Genomic DNA, 17,180 nt, shown 5'->3' with positions numbered 1-17,180 from the left:
GACGCGCCGATGTTGGCCTGGTTCGCGGGCGCCGCGACGGCGGTGATCGTGGTGCCCGGCCCGACCACCCTGCTCGCGCTGAGCCACGGCAACACCGGCGGGCTGCGCCTCGCCGGCTTCGGCATCGCCGGCGCCGCCCTGTCCGACCTGATCCTGATCGGCGCCGTCGCGGTCGGCCTGGGATCGGCGGCGATGGCCTCCACCGCCGTGTTCCTGGCGATCAAAAGCTTCGGCATCGCCTATCTGGCTTGGCTGGCGCTGCAGCTATGGCGCACGGCGGACACCGCGATCGCCGAGGATCCGCCGCAGGATCTGCCCAGAACGCCGACACCCGCACCGACGCCCGCAGGCGCCTGCGCATTCGTGCGCTGCCTGGCGGTGGCGCTGGGCAATCCGAAGGGCTGGCTGTTCTTCTGCGCCTTGCTGCCTCAGTTCGTACGCGACTCGCAGCCGTTGTGGCCGCAGTACGCGCTGCTGGCCCTGGTGTTCGTCGCGATCGATGTTCTGGTCATGGGCGCCTACGCGCTGGCAGGCGCCAGCGCGGCCCGGCGGTGGCGCGCGCGTGGGCTGCGGCGGATCCATCGCGGAGCGGCGCTGGTGCTGCTGGGACTGGCGGCGGCCCTGGCCTTGCATCGGCAAGCCGACGGATGAGGCTCGGCCGCGCATCGCCCCTTCATGGGCCGATCGGCTCGTCCAGTCCACCTCCGCCGTCGGCTCGCTTGAGTCGCAACATCGGCATGCACCGCAGCGGCTGTCGCGGCCGACGCCGCTCCTACAGAAAGCGGCGCCGCCTTTGCTGTTCCCCCCTTTGAAAAAGGTAATTCCCTACGAATCTGGACCAGATTAGGCTGGTTCCAGATGCAAAAATGTCCTGTTTGCCAACGTGCGCGGCCATGGAAATTGAGCGATGGACGGCTCAAGTGCCGGGCGTGCGCCCATCGCTTTCGTCCGGCCGTCTTGGCCTGGGAATCGGTCCGATTGAGCGCTTCCCAGAAGCGGCAACTGATCGAACGTTTCGCTCTGGGCGTACCGGTCTACCGGCAGCGATTCCGGCCCGTATGCAGCCCGGCCACGGCAGAAAAGTTCTACCGCGTCCTGCGGGCTTGCTGCGCCTTCGAAGAGCAGTGGCGAGGGCCGTTCGATGGGGTCGTGGAATGCGACGAAACTACGTTTGGCGGCATACGTCATGGCAAAACCGGTTGGGGCGCCGCCGGCAAGGTGATCGTGTTCGGCATCGTCAAGCGCAACGGCCAGGTCAAGGCCATGCCGATCGCGGCGCACGATCGCGACAGCGTGATGCAGCAGATCGAGGCGCACACCCGCGAAGGGTCGCTGTACTACACCGACCGCTGGCAGGCGTACGCCACGCTGAAGCTACGAGGCGACCACGTGATGATCCGCAAGGAGAAGGGCAAGCCGGTCGGACGCGACCACATCAACGGCATCGAAGGCTTCTGGAGCTACGCCAAGAACTGGTTAGCCCCGTACCGTGGGGTGCCCCGCCAATTCTTCCATCTGTATTTGGGTGAAGTTTGCTACCGCTACAACCACCGGGCCGAAGACCTGCAAGCCTTGCTGGACAAGGCTCTGCGGGTCATAGACCTTGACCAAATCACTCCACTTTTGGTCCAGAAACGTTAGGAATTACCTTGAAAAAGGGGGGCAGGGGGGATTTGCTTTCCGCCGACGCAACCAACGCAGCTCGATCAGCGACGGCATCGTCGTTGCATTCTCTTCGCGTCCCCTGTCGCGGCTTACGCCGCTCCTACCAAGCGACGGGGTCGGGGCGTTCGACCGATACGGGCAGGGCGATGCCCAGGCGCTGCGCGGCGGAACGATAGCTATCGAGCCGATGCAGATCGGCCAAGCGGGTTTCCTCCTCGTCCGCCGCGGCCGGCGCCAGCCAGCCCCAGCGGCGGAACTGGCGCAGGAACCAGCGCCCGTCCGAACGCCGCGGCGGGTTGACCTCGCCGTCGCCGTGGAAGCGCAGCGCCGACGGGTCGGTCGGCGGCTGCGCCAGCAGACAGTCGGCGATCGTCGCCGCCGGCAGACCGATCGCCTCCGGTTGCGCCAGCCAGGCCACGGCCTCGCACCGGTTCTGCGGCTCGTCGAGCCAGCGGCAGGCTTCCAGCACCGCGGCGGTCAGCGCCGTCGCCGTATCCGGCTGCAAGGCGGCGAACGCGCGCCGGCAGGCCAGCACCTTTTCCGGATGCCCCGGCCACAGCCGGCCGCTGGGCAACGCGACCGCACCCGCATGCGCAGCAATGGCCTCGGCGGCCCAAGGCTCACCGGCGCAGAACCCGTCGAGTTCGCCGCGCGCCAGCGCCTGCGGCATCTGCGGCGGCGGCAGGGTCAGGCTGCGCACCTCGCGCAGCGGGTCCACGCCCTGCCCGGCCAACCAGCCGTACAGCCACATCGCGTGGGTGCCGGTGGGAAAGGTCTGGGCGAACACCGGCACGCGCGGCAGCGTCGCCAGGGCGGCGCGCACGTCGCGGCCCTCGGCCAGCGCCGCGGCCAGCGACGAGGACAGCACGATCGCCTGGCCGTTGTGATTGAGCGTCATCAGCACCGCCAGGTCGGCCTGCGGTCCGCCGATGCCGGCGTCGACGCCGTAGACCAGTCCGGCCAGGGCCTGCGCGGCGTCGAGTTCGCCCGACAGCAGCTTGTCGCGCAGGGCGGCCCAGGAGGCCTGCCGCTGCAAGCGCAAGCGCAGGCCGTGGCGACGATCGAAGCCGAGCCGGGCCGCGACGATCAGCGGCGCGCAGTCGATCAGCGGCAGATAGCCCAAGCTCAGGGTGACGTCGGTGCTCTCGCTCATCGGCTCCTCATCCCAGCAGTTCGGCCAGGTCGATGATCCGCCGCGCCACGTCGGCCAGCCTGGCGCCCTGCTTCATCGCCTGCTGGCGCAACGCGGCATAGGCCTGCGCCTCGCTCATGCCGCGCTTCTCCATCAACAAGCCCTTGGCGCGGTCGATCAGCTTGCGGTCGAGCAATTGCTGCTGGACCCGGTCCAGGCGCTGGCGCAGGTCGGCCTGATGCTCGAAGCGCGCCATCGCGACCTGGACGATCGAGGCCAGCCGCTCCGGCGCCAGGCCGTCGACCACATAAGCGGCGACCCCGGCGCCGACCGCAGCACGGATCAGACGCTCGTCGCCGTCGGCGGAGAACATCACCACCGGCCGCGGCGCATGAGCATGCAACATCGCCAACTGCTCCAGGGCGTCGCGCGAAGGCGAGTCGACGTCGACGATGACCACGTCCGGGCGCTCGGTCTCGACCGCACGTAGCAGACCGCAGGTCGTCGCGACTTCACCCAGCACCTCGTGCCCGGCCGCCTGCAGGACCGCGCGCAGTTCGCCGATCGGCTTGTCGGTGTCGGTGACCAGCAGCACACGCGGCATCGCGGGACAGTCCGATGGGGTACGGCCACATGTTGCCATGCAACATGAGCGGCGCAACAGCCGCGTCGCGGCCGGCCCCGCCAGCCGGCACCCGCCCGTCCGCGCCCCTCCCGTCATGCGATGGACCGGAATTTGATACTCGCGCGGCGGCATCGCGTATTCATGAAAAGAAAATACCGGCGCCGCCGGCCAATATCGGCCAGATAAACAATTCCACAAGCGGTCACAAATATCGCCACCGTGCGCTCGCGCAGGGAAATAATGTTCAACATTTACTATTCAGCGCAAATTCATTTTGCAAAATTTGGTGTTTGAGCCGAATGCGACATCGGCCTTAATGTGCTTAGCAATATTCATGCGCAGCTATAAGAAACTACGCATCGATACACCAACTAATCGCGGATTTTGTGCAACGCCATAACGGAATTCATCGCCTCCTAACAATACTCATTCAGCCTCGTGAAAAGTGATTTGAATCACGCAAGCCCCTTCAGTCGCGCTCGTTGCCGAGCCGCCACCGCGATTGTTATCCATATCAATAGGCGACCGGACGCTCGGTCGCGACAGGAACAGGGGAAGGGAGATGGTGCTTCAGGACGCCGGCGGGCTGGACGCGCTGATCAACGAATATTCCCGTTCGGACGCCCCCTGTGGGGACGATCTCGAATATGACGAGGAATATCTGCATATTCTGCGTCTGGCCGCCGGCCGCGAAGAGCGACAATATGGCGCCGCGGTGATTCCGGCCGAGCCACCGGACTGGAACGAGGTCGAGCGGCGCGCGCTGCAACTCAGCGCGCGCACCAAGGACCTGCGCATCGCCGCGCTGATCGCCCAGGCCAAGCTCGAGCGCGACGGGCTGCCGGGGCTGGCCCAGGGCCTGGAACTGATCGCCGCCTGGCTGGACCGTTACTGGTCCGACCTGCACCCGCGCCTGGACGCGCTCGACGACCACGATCCGCTGCCGCGCTTGAACGCCGTGGCCGGCTTGAGCGACCCCACGGGGATGGCGCGTTCGCTGCGCAACGCACCGCTGCTGCGCGACCGGCGCGGCGCCACCATCAGCGTCCGCGATGCCGCGGTCGCGGTCGCGGTGGTCAACTCGACCGCGCTGGCGACGAGCGAGCAGGCGGCGTTGATCGGGCAATTGCGCCGCGCCCATGCCGAAGGCCAGGCCGACGTCGCCAGCATCCCGGGGGTGCTGGCGGCGCTGGCGCGGATCAAGGCGCGCTTCGCGCTCGAACTCGGCGCAGAGTCCATCCCCGACTTCAGCCCGATCGAGCAACCGCTGCACACGATCGAAACCGTGTGCGCGGTCGCCGAGGAATCGCCCGCCGCCATCGCCGCCGACGCCATCGCGCAGGCCGAGCCCGGCGCCGACAGCGCCGCCGCCGCGCCGCACGACCCCGCCGCGCTGCAGCTGCGCTCGCGCCGTGACGTCGCCTCGGTGCTGGAACTGGCCAGCGCCTACCTCGAGCGCCACGAGCCCAGCCACCCCGCCCCGCTGCTGATCCGGCGTGCGTTGCGGCTGATGGACATGAGCTTCTACGACATCGTGCGCGAACTCGCCCCGGCCAGCCTGGCCCAGGTCGAAACCGTCGCCGGCATCGCTCCCGCATCCGCCGACTGATCGGCGCGCGCTCCGCCCCACCCCGCCCTTTCAAGCCGAACCAGAGGAATCGCCGTGGTCAACACCAACATCAAGAAGGGACTCAAGCAAAAGTCCGGCGGCCAGAAATTCATCGGCCGCAACCGCGCGCCGCGCGTCCAGATCGAATACGACGTCGAGCTGTACGGCAGCGAGCGCAAGGTCGAAATCCCCTTCGTGATGGGCGTGATGGCCGACCTGGCCGGCAAGTCCAGAACCCCGCCCAAGAACCTGGAGCAGCGCCAGTTCCTGGAAGTGGACATCGACAACTTCGACGAGCGGCTCAAGTCGGTGGCGCCGCGGGTCGCCTTCCAGGTGCCGAACAAACTCACCGAGGGCGACGACATCCTGGTCGACGTCACCTTCGAAAGCATGGACGACTTCTCGCCGGCCCAGGTCGCGCGCAGGGTCGAGCCGCTGAGCCGCCTGCTCGAGGCGCGCATCCAGCTGGCCAACCTGCTGTCCTACATGGACGGCAAGAACGCCGCCGAAGAACTGATCGCGCGCGCCCTGCGCGAACCGGCGCTGCTGGCCGCGCTGGCCAATTCGCCCAAGCCCGCGGCCTCCGACGACGCCACCGTAGGCGCCGCCGCGCCCGATGCCGACGACAGCGCCGACTGAACGACGCACCGCTGCGATACCGCCGCCGAGCCAGGACATTGCCGATGAAGACCCAGACCCAACCGACCGAGAAGAAAACCGCCGCCCAGGCGGTGCACGCCGCCGAAGCCCTGCAGGCGGACGATTTCTCCAGCCTGCTCTACCGCGAGCTGCGGCCCAAGACCGACCAGGCCAAGCAGGCCGTGGAAAGCGCGGTGCGCACGTTGGCGCAGCAGGCGCTGGAGAACACCGTCACCGTCTCCTCCGACACCTACCAGACCGTGCAGGCGATCATCGCCGAGATCGACCGCAAGTTGTCGGAGCAGATCAACGCCATCCTGCATCACCCCGAGTTCCAGCAACTCGAATCGTCCTGGCGCGGCCTGCACTACCTGGTCAACAACACCGAGACCAGCGAGACCTTGAAGATCCGCTGCATGCCGATCAGCAAGAAGGAGCTCAGCCGCGTGCTCAAGCGCTACAAGGGCATCGGCTGGGACCAGAGCGCGATCTTCAAGAAGATCTACGAAGAGGAATACGGCCAGTTCGGCGGCGAGCCGTTCGGCTGCCTGGTCGGCGACTTCTATTTCGACCACAGCCCGCAGGACGTGGAAACCCTGGGCGAAATGGCCAAGATCGCCGCGGCGGCGCACTGCCCCTTCATCGCCGGCGCGTCTCCGGCGGTGATGCAGATGGACTCCTGGCAGGAGCTGGCCAACCCGCGCGACCTGACCAAGATCTTCCAGAACACCGAATACGCCTCCTGGCGCAGCCTGCGCGAATCGGAGGATTCGCGCTACGTCGGCCTGGCCATGCCGCGCTTCCTGGCCCGCCTGCCCTACGGCATCCGCACCAGCCCGGTCGACGACTTCGATTTCGAAGAGGACACCGAGGGCGCCAGCCACGCGCGCTACGCCTGGATCAACTCGGCCTACGCGATGGCGACCAACATCAATCGCTCGTTCAAGTCCTACGGCTGGTGCACCTCGATCCGCGGCGTGGAATCCGGCGGCGCGGTCGAGAACCTGCCGACCCACACCTTCCCGACCGACGACGGCGGCGTGGACATCAAATGCCCGACCGAGATCGCGATCAGCGACCGGCGCGAGGCCGAACTGGCGAAGAACGGCTTCATGCCCTTCGTCTACCGCAAGAACTCCGATTTCGCCGCCTTCATCGGCGCCCAGTCCCTGCAGCGGCCGTTCGAGTACACCGACACGGAAGCCACCGACAACGCCAAGCTCTCCGCGCGCCTGCCGTATCTGTTCGCCTGCTGCCGCTTCGCCCATTACCTGAAGTGCATCGTCCGCGACAAGGTCGGCGCGTTCCGCGAACGCGCCGAGATGGAGACCTGGCTCAACGACTGGATCATGGGCTACGTCGATGGCGATCCGGCGAATTCGTCCCAGGACACCAAGGCCCGCAAACCGCTGGCCTCGGCCGAAGTCATCGTGGAGGAAGTCGAGGACAACCCGGGCTACTACAGCGCGAAGTTCTTCCTGCGTCCGCACTACCAGCTGGAAGGCCTCACGGTCTCGTTGCGACTGGTATCCAAGCTCCCCTCGCTGAAGGAAGGCGTCGCCTGAGACGCCATTGGCAAGCAATCACTCACTGAAGAGGAAACGAAATGGCAATCGACATGTACATGCGCGTCGACGGCGTGGTCGGCGAAGCGAAAGACGCCAACCACCGCGGTTGGAGCAACGTGCGTTCCTACGGCTGGGGCGCCAAGCAACCCGGCAGCATGGCCACCGGCTCCGGCGGCGGCACCGGCAAGGCCAGCTTCAACGACCTCAAGGTCACTGCGGTGATCGACAAGGCTTCGCCGGCGATCCTCAAGTACTGCGCCAACGGCCGCCATCTTCCGTCGGTCGAGATCTCGGTCTGTAAGGCCGGCGGCACCCAGGTCGAGTACCTGCGCATCACCCTCAACGAGGTACTGGTGACCGCGGTCGAGCACACCGCCGACCACGACAGCGACGCGATCCTGATGGACTACACCTTCCAGGCGGCCAAGGTCACCAAGCAGTACTGGGAGCAGACCGACCAGGGCACGCGCGGCGGCGAAAGCGTGCTGACCTGGGACATCAAGCAGAACCGCGAAATGTAAGACCTGCCGTTTCCGACCCGCTCGGCATCGGCGTCCCCCGCTGCCGCTCATGCATCGAAGGCTGGACCGGGTCGGGTCCAGCGCGTTCCGGGACTCCGGGACGGTGTCGGTGGGCCGCATCCAGCGGCCGTTCCCCCTCGAAGACGGTCACCGACCGCCGGCCCGCTCCGGCGTCGCCGGAGGCTGCCTCCGACACCGTTCCGGAGCCTTTTTTCCGCTCCCTCCCCATCCGCTCCATCACCGTATCGACCCAGGCCGACCGCATGACTCCATTCGCGCCCGCGCTGCTCCCGACCGCTCCGACCCGCAGGGCCGGCGGCGAGGCCAGCCTGCTCGACCGGCTCACCGATCGTTCGGCCGAACGCAAGGGCGCGCCGGAGGTCGATCCGTCGGCACCCTCGCGCCTGCGCGACGCGCTGCTGCGCGACCTCAGCTGGCTGCTCAACACCGCCAACCTGGAAGCGGACATCGATTTCGACGCTTATCCGCACGCGCGCCGCTCGGTGGTCAACTTCGGCATCAGCGCCCTGGCCGGCATGCGCATGTCCGAGGTCGAATGGGACGACATCGAACGCACCATCCGCGCCGCGATCGTCGATTTCGAGCCGCGCATCTGCGCCGGGTCGCTGCAGGTGCGCTGCCTGTCCGAGTCCGGCGCGCGCGCGATCGGCAACGTGCTGAGCCTGCTGATCCAGGGCGACGTGATCTCGCCCGATCGCGCTACTGCGTTCTCGTTCCGCTCCGAGATCGACCTGGAAAGCGGCCACATCTCGCTGCGCGCGCAACGGGCCGAATGACATGGACGCGCGCCTGCTGCACTACTACAACCGCGAACTGGCCTATCTGCGCGAACTCGGCGCCGAGTTCGCCCAGCTCCACCCCAAGGTCGCCGGCCGGCTCGGACTGGGCGAAGGCGAAAGCGCCGATCCCTACGTCGAACGCCTGCTGGAAGGCTTCTGCTTCCTAACCGCGCGCATCCAGCTGAAGATGGACGCGGAGTTTCCGCGCTTTTCCCAGCGCATGCTCGACGTGGTCTATCCCGGCTATCTGGCGCCGACGCCGTCGATGGCGATCGTCGCCTTCGAGCCGAACGTGCGCGAAGGCAATCTGCGCGCCGGCTTCACCCTGCCCGCCGGCACCGCCGTGCAGGCCAAGCCCGACAGCGAGCGCCAGACCGCCTGCGAGTTCCGCACCGCGCATGCCGTCACCCTGTGGCCGCTGCGCCTGAACGCGGCCTCGTTCGCGGGCGAGCCCGGCGACCTGCCGCTGGCCGCGCTGGGCCTGGCCCGGCGGGTGCGCGGCTGCTTGCGGCTGCGCCTGGAAACCCAGGGTTCGATGCCGCTGCGCGAACTGTCGCTGGAACGCCTGGCCCTGCATCTCAGCGGCCCCGACCGCGAGGCCTCGCGGCTGCTGGAATGGCTGATGTGCCGGACCGTGGCCGTGGTCTGCCACGACCCCGAACGCCCGCTGCGCTGGCATCACCTGCTGGGCGCCGACGCGCTGCGCCACGACGGCTTCGAAGCCGACGAGGCGCTGTTGCCGACCGGGCCGCGCGGCTTCCAGGGTTACCGGGTGCTGCAGGAGTACTTCGCCATGCCCGCGCGCGGCCTGTTCCTCAGCCTGCACGGGTTGGGCGCGGCGGTGCAGCGCGCGCAGGGCCGGACGATGGAGATCAGCCTGCTGTTCGACGCCGCCGACCCCGAGCTGGAGGCCAGCGTCGGCAGCCACAGCCTGGCCCTGCACTGCACGCCGATCGTCAACCTGCAACGCAAGCTCAGCGACCGCATCCCGGTATCGACCCAGCGCTACGAGCACCATCTGGTGCCGGACCGGACCAAGCCGCTCGACTACGAGGTCTACAGCGTCGAGAAAGTGGTCGGCCACGGCGCCCGCAGCGGCGAGAAGTGGCAGTTCCATCCGTTCTACAGTTGCCTGCGCGACGGCAGCGAGCAGGGCCGGTTCTTTTCCCTGCGCCGCGAGCCGCGCATCGCCGGCGCACCCTCGCAGGCGGTGCAGCCGCGTTCCCGCTACGCCGGCAGCGAAGTGTTCCTGAGCTTGGTCGACGCGCAGGAAGCGCCGCATGCCGACGAGCTGCGCCAGCTGTCGGTGGAGATGTGGTGCAGCAACCGCGACCTGCCGATGCGCCTGCGTCCGGCCGAACACGGCCTGGGCCTGCGCGTGTCGGCGCCGGTGGCGTCGATCCGCCTGCTGCACGGCCCGACCCCGCCGCGTCCGGCGCTGGCCGAAGGCGAAGCGGCGTGGCGGTTGATCAGCCATCTCGGCCTCAACCACCTGACCCTGACCGATCTCGACGAGGTCCAGGGCGCGCAGGCGCTGCGCGAGCTGCTTGAGCTGTACGCCGGCCGACCGGGTTCGGCCCTGCACCGGCAGATCCAGGGTCTGCGTTCGGCGCGGCTGGAGCCGGTGCACCGGCCGATGCCGGCGCTGGGGCCGATCGTGCTCGCGCGCGGGGTGCGGATCGAGATCGGCCTGGACGAAACCGCCTTCAGCGGCGCCAGTCCCTATCTGCTCGGTTCGGTGCTGGAACAGTTCCTGGCCCGCCACGTGGCCTTGAACAGCTTCATCGAACTGGCCTTGCACAGCCTGCAACGCGGCCCGTTGCACCAGTGGCCGCCGCGGCTGGGACGGAGGCCGGTGGCATGAACGCCGCGACCGAACTGGCCCCGTTCGACCGCAACGCCGGCGCCGACTCGGCGGACTTCTGGCGCCGGCTGGCGCAGGCCCCGCACGAGTACGACCTCTATCACCTGCTGCGCTGGCTGGATGCGCGCATGGACCATCGCGCGCCGCTGGGCCGCGCCGCGCGACCGGCCGAAGAGCCTCTGCGCCTGGGCCAGGAACCCGGCCTCGCCTTCGCGCCTTCGACCCTGGCCGGCGTCGAACTGGGCGCCGGGCCGGCGCCGAAGCTGTCGATCTTCAGCTTCGGCCTGTTCGGCCCGAACGGCCCGCTGCCGCTGCATCTCACCGAATACGCTCGCGACCGCGCCCGCCACCACAACGACCCGGCGATGAGCCGCTTCGCCGATCTGTTCCATCATCGCCTGATCCTGCTGTTCTACCGGGCCTGGGCCGATGCGCAGGCCACCACCAGCCTGGATCGCGGCCCGCGCGGCGGCGCGCGCTTCGGCGACTACATCGCCAGCCTGATCCATCTGGGCCAGCCCGGCCTGCGCGGCCGCGACCGCATCCCCGATCACGCCAAGTTGTTCATGGCCGGCCACCTGAGCCGCCAGACCCGCAACCCGGAGGGCCTGCAGCAGATCCTGGCCACCTACTTCGGCTTGCCGGTGCGGATCCGCGAATGGGTCGAGACCTGGATCGCGGTGCCGCCGGCGCGCCGCACCCGGTTGTGCGGCCGCGGCGCCGGCCAGCCGCTGGGCAGCGGCGCGGTGCTCGGCGCGGCGGTGCGCGACGTGCAGTCGACGTTCGAAATCGTGATCGGCCCGCTGTCGCTGAGCGACTACCGCAAGCTGCATCCCGACGCCGAAGCGACGCGCGAAATCCTGCAGTGGGTGCGCAACTACGTCGGCCTGGAATTCGCCTGGCGGGTGCGGCCGGTGCTGGCCCGGGACCAGGTGCCGCCGGCGCAACTCGACGGCAGCGCGCGCCTGGGCTGGGACGCCTGGCTGGGCCAACGCCGCGCCGACAGCGACGCCGACGATCTGACCTATTCGCCCGAACAGCGATCGGCCGCCGCCACCGCTGCGGCCGCAGTCCCCTGGAACCGACCATGACCCATATCAGCCGTAAAACGCTCTACGCACGGCTCAACCCGTTCCTGCTCGGCACGCTCGAGTCGGCGACCGCGTTGTGCAAGCTGCGCGGCAATCCCTATGTCGAACTCTCGCACTGGCTGCATCAGATCGCCCACGAGCACGACAGCGACCTGCATCGCCTGGCCCGGCATTTCTCCCTCGACTGGGCGCGCCTGACCGCCGACATCAACGCCTCGCTCGATCGCCTGCCGCGCGGCGCCAGCGCGATCGCCGACTTCTCCAGCTTCATCGACGAAGCGGTGGAACGGGCCTGGGTCTACGCCAGCCTGTTGTACGAACAGGCGCAGATCCGCAGCGCCCACTTGCTGGCCGGCATGCTCCAGTCCGGCGGCCTGCGCCAGGTGCTGTGCGGGATCTCCGGCGAACTGGCCAAACTGCAGCCGGACGCGCTGCTGGAGCGGCTGCCCGAGGCGGTGGCCGGCTCGCGCGAGCAACCGGCGAGCGCCGACGCGACCGCCGCGCCGGCCGCGACCGCAGCCGGCGCGCAGGAAAAATCGGCGCTGGCGCGCTACGCGGTCGACCTGACCGCGCGCGCCCGCAGCGGCGGCATCGACCCGGTGGTCGGCCGCAACGACGAGATCCGCCAGGTCATCGACACGCTGATGCGCCGGCGCCAGAACAACCCCTTGCTCACCGGCGAGGCCGGGGTCGGCAAGACCGCGGTAGTCGAAGGCCTGGCCTTGCGCCTGGTCAGCGGCGACGTGCCGCCGCCGTTGCGCGGCGTGCGCCTGTGCGCGCTCGATCTGGGCCTGCTGCAGGCCGGCGCCGGGGTCAAGGGCGAATTCGAGCAGCGCCTGCGCCAGATCGTCGAGGAAGTCGAAGGCAGCGCGCAGCCGACGGTGTTGTTCATCGACGAAGTCCACACCTTGATCGGCGCCGGCGGCGCCAGCGGCACCGGCGACGCCGCCAACCTGCTCAAGCCGGCGCTGGCGCGCGGCCAGCTGCGCACCATCGGCGCCACCACCTGGAGCGAATACAAGAAACACATCGAGAAAGACGCCGCGTTGAGCCGCCGCTTCGAAGCGATCCAGGTGCCGGAGCCGTCCGAACCGCAGGCGCAGGACATGCTGCGCGGCCTGGCCGGGCGGCTGGAGTCGCATCACGGCGTGCTGCTGCTGGACGACGCCATCGCCGCGGCGGTGCGGCTGTCGCATCGCTACGTCCCCGCGCGGCAGCTGCCGGACAAGGCCATCGCCCTGCTCGACACCGCCTGCGCGCGGGTCGCGCTGAGCCAGCACGCTGCGCCATCGCAGGTCGAAGCGCTGCGCCAGCGGATCGACGCGCTCGACATCGAACTGCGCCGGGCCCGGCGCGAGTGCGCGATGCAGGCGGGCGACCCGGCACGCCCCGACCGCCTGGACGCCGAACTGCGCGAACACCGCCGGCGGCTCGACGAGTTGGTCGCGCGCTGGCAGCGCGAGCGCGAGTTGGCCGAACGCATCGCCCAGACCCGCACCGCGCTGGAGCGGCTGGACCGTGCGGACCCGAGTGCGGCCCCGAACGCGGACCCGAACCTGGACGCACCGGACGCGCCGGCCGATCCGGCCCAGGGCGACGCCGCCGCATTGCGCAGCGCGCTCGCGCAGGACCAGGCGGAGTTGCGCGACCTGCAGCACCCGGCGCCGCTGGTGACCCCGGCGGTCGACGCCGATGCGGTCGCCGCGGTGCTGGCCGACTGGACCGGCATCCCGGTGGGGCGCATGGTCAAGGACGAAGCGCAGGCAGTGCTGGTGCTGACCGAAACCCTGCAACGCCGGGTGCTCGGCCAGCTCGACGCGATGCAGGCGATCGCCCGCCGGGTGGAGATATCCCGCGCCAAGCTCGACGACCCCGGCAAGCCGATCGGCTGCTTCCTGTTGTGCGGCCCCTCCGGCGTCGGCAAGACCGAAACCGCGCTCGCCCTGGCCGAAGCCTTGTACGGCGGCGAGCAGAATCTGATCACGCTCAACATGAGCGAATTCCAGGAAGGCCACTCCGTCGCCACCCTGCGCGGCTCGCCGCCGGGCTACGTGGGTTACGGCGAAGGCGGCGTGCTGACCGAGGCGGTGCGTCGGCGGCCGTACAGCGTGGTGTTGCTCGACGAGGTCGAGAAGGCGCACCCGGACGTGCTGGAGGTGTTCTACCAGGTATTCGACAAGGGCTGGATGGAAGACGGCGAAGGCCGCCGCATCGATTTCAAGAACACCATCCTGATCCTGACCTCCAACGCCGGCGACGAACTCATCGCCGAGCGTCGCGGCGACGATGCCGCCGCCCTGGCGCCGAAGCTGCACGACGATCTGTTGCAGGTCTTCCCCGCGGCCTTTCTCGGCCGGCTGACGGTAGTGCCCTACCGTCCGCTCGACGACGACACCCTCGGCCGCATCGTGCGCCTGCAGCTGGACCGCCTGGTCGAGCGCATGCGCGCCGCCCACGACATCGGCTTCGTCTACGGCGAAGACGCGGTCGGCGCGATCCGCGAGCGCTGCGTGCAGCGCAGCTCCGGCGGCCGGGTGATCGAGTCGGTGATCGTCGACACCGTGCTGCCGCCGATCAGCCGCGCGGTCATCGCCGCGATCGCCGACGGCCGGCCGCTGCAAGCGGTCGAGCTGCACGACCAGGGCGGAACCCTCGCCCACCGCTTCTTCCCCACCCCCATCGATTCCCCACTCGCACTGACGGACCCGGCATGAACAGAGTCGTCGTCGCACATACCCCCCTGCCCGCGGACAGCCTGCGCTTTCGCAGCCTCCGCGGCACCGAGCAGTTGTCGTCGCTGTACGAGTTCGCTGTCGAACTGGTTTCGGAAGACCCGACCGTCGACATGAAATCCCTGCTCGGCAAACCCCTCACTCTCGAGATCCGGACCCAGGACCGCGATCGCCGCCACTTGTGCGGCCAGATCGTGCGTTGCGAACTCAGCGGCCGCGAAACCGAGACCCCGCGCAGCTACATCTACACCCTGACCCTGCGCCCGAGCCTGTGGTACCTGACCAAGACCATCGACTGCCGGATCTTCCAGAACAAGAACGTGCTGGACATCCTCGACGAGGTGTTCGGCAAGTACGGCTTCCCGGTGGAAAAACGCACCTCCGCCAGCTACCGGAGCTGGGAATACTGCGTCCAGTACCAGGAAACCGACTTCGCCTTCGTCAGCCGGCTGATGGAGCACGAAGGCATCTACTACTACTTCAAGCACGAGCTGGGCCAGCAGACCCTGGTCCTGGCCGACGAACTGGGCTCGCACGACGAACTGCCCGGCTACGCCACCCTGCCGTACATCGCCCACGACCGTCTGGCGCTGCAGGACGAGCCCGGCATCGACCAGTGGCGCAGCGCCGAGGAAGTCCGCTCCGGCGCCTACAGCATCGACGACTACGACTTCAAGAAGCCCGCCGCCAAGCTCGGCCAATCGCTGGCCCAGCCGATGGACCACGACCACGCCCAGTTCGAGAAGTACATCTGGCAGGGCGGCTACATCGAGGCCGACCAGGGCACGCACTATGCGCGCATCCGGCTGGAGGCCGAGCAGGCCGAACATGCCCGCATCCGCGCCCACAGCACCGTCCGCGCGATCGCCTGCGGCGGCCTGTTCACCCTGATCGGCTGCCCGCGCGACAACGAGAACCGCCAGTATCTGATCGTCGGCGCCGACTACGACCTGCGCGAAGGCGGCTACGCCACCGGCAGCAGCGACGCCCGCTACGACATCGACTTCACCGTGCAGCCGGCGCAACTGCCGTTCCGCGCCGCCTGCGTCACCCCGGTGCCCAAGGCGACCGGCCCGCAGACCGCGGTGGTGGTCGGCCCGCCCGGCCAGATCATCTGGACCGACCAGTACAGCCGGGTCAAGCTGCAGTTCCGCTGGGACCGATACGGCAACAGCGACGAAAACAGCTCGTGCTGGGTGCGCGTGTCCGACGCCTGGGCCGGCACCAACTACGGCTCGATACACGTGCCGCGCATCGGCCAGGAAGTGGTGGTCGACTTTCTCAACGGCCAGATGGACCGTCCGCTGATCACCGGACGCATCTACAACGCCGACCAAATGCCGCCGTTCGAAATGCCGGTGTCGTGCACCCAGAGCGGCTTCGTCACCCGCACCCCGGGCGGCGGTCCCGACAACGCCAACATGCTGCGCTTCGAGGACAAGCAGGGCAGCGAACAGGTGCGGCTGCACGCCGAGCGCGACTACGACGCCTCCGCCGAGCACGACTCGACCCTGACCGTCGCCAACAAGCTGTTGTTCACCGTCGGCAGCATCCTCACCCCGCACGACGGCGCGCAGAGCCCGCTGCCGTTGATCGACGGCGCCGCCGCCGGCAACTTTCCCAAGCCATCGGCGGTGCAGGCGCCCAGCGGCGCCGAAGCCACCACCGCGGCGGCGCGCACCCAGCAGCAGCAATCGGCGAGCGCGGCCGCGGCCAACGCCGCCTCCGCCCAAGGCGTACAGATGCCGCCGCCGAAAGCCAAGTCGGCAGCCGCGGGTGCGGCGTCCGCGGGCGCCGGCAGTTCTGGCGGCGCCGGCGGTTCTGCCGGCTCTGGCAGCTCCAGCGGCTCCAGCGGCTCCGGCGGTTCCAGTGGCTCCGGCGGCTCCGGCAGTGGCGTGTCGACCTCGTCGACCGGCGTCAGCGTGTCGCGCACCGGCGCCTCGTTCTCGTCCACCGGCCTGAGCATGTCCAGCACCGGCGCCTCGTTCTCGTCCACCGGCGTCAGCGCTTCGGCCACCGGCGCTTCGTTCTCCGCCACCGGGGCCAACGTATCGGCCACCCTGGCCGACGTCAGCGCCAAGATCGCCAGCGCCTCAGTGACCATGTTCAGCGTCTCGGTGCAGGGCTTCACCATCAGCGTCACCCTCGGCGGCACGATCTCGGTCACCACCGGCTGCGCGATCAGCGTGCTCAACGGCAGCTCGTTCTCCGACGTCAACGGCAACACCAGCAGCTTCGTCAACGGCAACTCGACCAGCGTGGTCATCGGCAACACCGATTCGGCGGTAATCGGCAACACCGCCTCGCTGGTCTGCGGCAACTCGACCTCGGTGCTGGAAGGCAGCTCGCACTCGACCACCATCGGCAGCACCTGGTCGTTCGTCCAGGGCAGCACCACCTCCACCATCATCGGCAGCACCATGTCCACGGTGCAGGGCAGCACCCGCTCGCTGGTGGTCGGCAGCACCGATTCGACCGTCGAAGGCAGCACGCGCTCGCTGGTGGTCGGCAACAGCGACTCGACCACCGAGGGCAACATCACCTCGACCACGGTCGGCAACGTCACCAGCACCACGCTGTCCAACGACACCAGCCTCACCGTCGGCAACAAGACCGCGACCACCATCGGCAACAAGACCGAGCTGACGGTCAGCAACACCACCTCGACTTACATCGGCAACACCAACGCGTTGACCGTCGGCAGCAGCCAGAACGTCAAGATCGGCGCCAGCACCAACATCAACGCCACCCACGACACCAACATCAACACTTCGACCCTGGGCATCACCGGCAGCTCGATCAGCATGACCGGCTTCAGCTTCAGCATCACCCAGGTCGGCTACAGCCAGACCATCGTCGACCTCAAGGACATGCAGAGCTCGGTCGAAATGGTGGGGAACAAGATGATCATGTGAAACCGACGTCATCCGTTCC

At 68.6% G+C, this 17,180-nt stretch carries 13 protein-coding genes; 11 read left to right on the top strand and 2 right to left on the bottom strand.

Annotation, left to right across the window (positions count from 1 at the left end):
• The first annotated feature begins 9 nt into the window (after nt 1-9).
• On the top strand, nt 10-651 hold the full coding sequence (locus tag K4L06_RS17210) for a LysE family translocator (protein ID WP_221672557.1): 642 nt from the start codon (nt 10-12) through the stop codon (nt 649-651).
• Nucleotides 652-978: 327 nt separating this feature from the next.
• Nucleotides 979-1,641, top strand: coding sequence for an IS1595 family transposase (locus K4L06_RS17205; RefSeq protein ID WP_221669514.1), 663 nt, complete (start codon nt 979-981; stop codon nt 1,639-1,641).
• A gap of 124 nt (nt 1,642-1,765) precedes the next feature.
• On the opposite strand, the gene K4L06_RS17200 is transcribed toward K4L06_RS17205, so the two are convergent.
• Both K4L06_RS17200 and K4L06_RS17195 read right to left on the bottom strand, forming a co-directional pair.
• Nucleotides 1,766-2,818 carry a CmpA/NrtA family ABC transporter substrate-binding protein gene (locus K4L06_RS17200; RefSeq protein WP_221672556.1) on the bottom strand — a complete coding sequence of 351 codons (1,053 nt, stop codon included), beginning with the start codon at nt 2,816-2,818 and terminating at the stop codon, nt 1,766-1,768.
• Between the two features lie 7 nt (nt 2,819-2,825).
• Entirely contained in the window at nt 2,826-3,401 is a 576-nt protein-coding gene (locus K4L06_RS17195; protein ID WP_221672555.1) for an ANTAR domain-containing protein, read from the bottom strand.
• Between the two features lie 583 nt (nt 3,402-3,984).
• On the opposite strand from K4L06_RS17195, the gene tssA reads away from it, so the two are divergent.
• From tssA to tssI, 9 genes are all read left to right on the top strand, one after another.
• On the top strand, nt 3,985-5,031 hold the full coding sequence (gene tssA, locus K4L06_RS17190) for a type VI secretion system protein TssA (protein WP_221672554.1): 1,047 nt from the start codon (nt 3,985-3,987) through the stop codon (nt 5,029-5,031).
• Nucleotides 5,032-5,085: 54 nt separating this feature from the next.
• A complete protein-coding gene (gene tssB, locus K4L06_RS17185) occupies nt 5,086-5,670 on the top strand; it encodes a type VI secretion system contractile sheath small subunit (protein WP_343225777.1) in 585 nt (194 codons plus the stop codon).
• Between the two features lie 44 nt (nt 5,671-5,714).
• Nucleotides 5,715-7,235: a type VI secretion system contractile sheath large subunit gene (gene tssC, locus K4L06_RS17180; protein WP_221672553.1), complete on the top strand. Its 1,521-nt coding sequence runs from the start codon at nt 5,715-5,717 to the stop codon at nt 7,233-7,235.
• A 41-nt stretch (nt 7,236-7,276) separates the two neighbouring features.
• Nucleotides 7,277-7,759, top strand: coding sequence for a type VI secretion system tube protein Hcp (locus tag K4L06_RS17175; RefSeq protein WP_221672552.1), 483 nt, complete (start codon nt 7,277-7,279; stop codon nt 7,757-7,759).
• Nucleotides 7,760-8,022: 263 nt separating this feature from the next.
• Entirely contained in the window at nt 8,023-8,556 is a 534-nt protein-coding gene (gene tssE / locus K4L06_RS17170) for a type VI secretion system baseplate subunit TssE (RefSeq protein ID WP_221672551.1), read from the top strand.
• 1 nt (nt 8,557) lies between these two features.
• The gene (gene tssF, locus K4L06_RS17165; RefSeq protein ID WP_221672550.1) at nt 8,558-10,423 is read left to right on the top strand and encodes a type VI secretion system baseplate subunit TssF; all 1,866 of its coding nucleotides are present in this window, start codon (nt 8,558-8,560) and stop codon (nt 10,421-10,423) included.
• Entirely contained in the window at nt 10,420-11,514 is a 1,095-nt protein-coding gene (gene tssG / locus K4L06_RS17160) for a type VI secretion system baseplate subunit TssG (protein WP_221672549.1), read from the top strand. Before tssF ends, tssG begins: the two co-directional genes overlap by 4 nt.
• Entirely contained in the window at nt 11,511-14,228 is a 2,718-nt protein-coding gene (tssH, locus tag K4L06_RS17155) for a type VI secretion system ATPase TssH (protein ID WP_221672548.1), read from the top strand. The genes tssG and tssH overlap by 4 nt, the downstream gene beginning before the upstream one ends.
• Nucleotides 14,225-17,161: a type VI secretion system tip protein TssI/VgrG gene (gene tssI / locus K4L06_RS17150; RefSeq protein WP_221672547.1), complete on the top strand. Its 2,937-nt coding sequence runs from the start codon at nt 14,225-14,227 to the stop codon at nt 17,159-17,161. Before tssH ends, tssI begins: the two co-directional genes overlap by 4 nt.
• Nucleotides 17,162-17,180 lie beyond the last annotated feature (19 nt).

Origin of the sequence: Lysobacter sp. BMK333-48F3 (assembly GCF_019733395.1) — a bacterium.
Lineage (GTDB): Bacteria > Pseudomonadota > Gammaproteobacteria > Xanthomonadales > Xanthomonadaceae > Lysobacter.
This window is presented reverse-complemented; position numbering and strand designations above follow the sequence as displayed.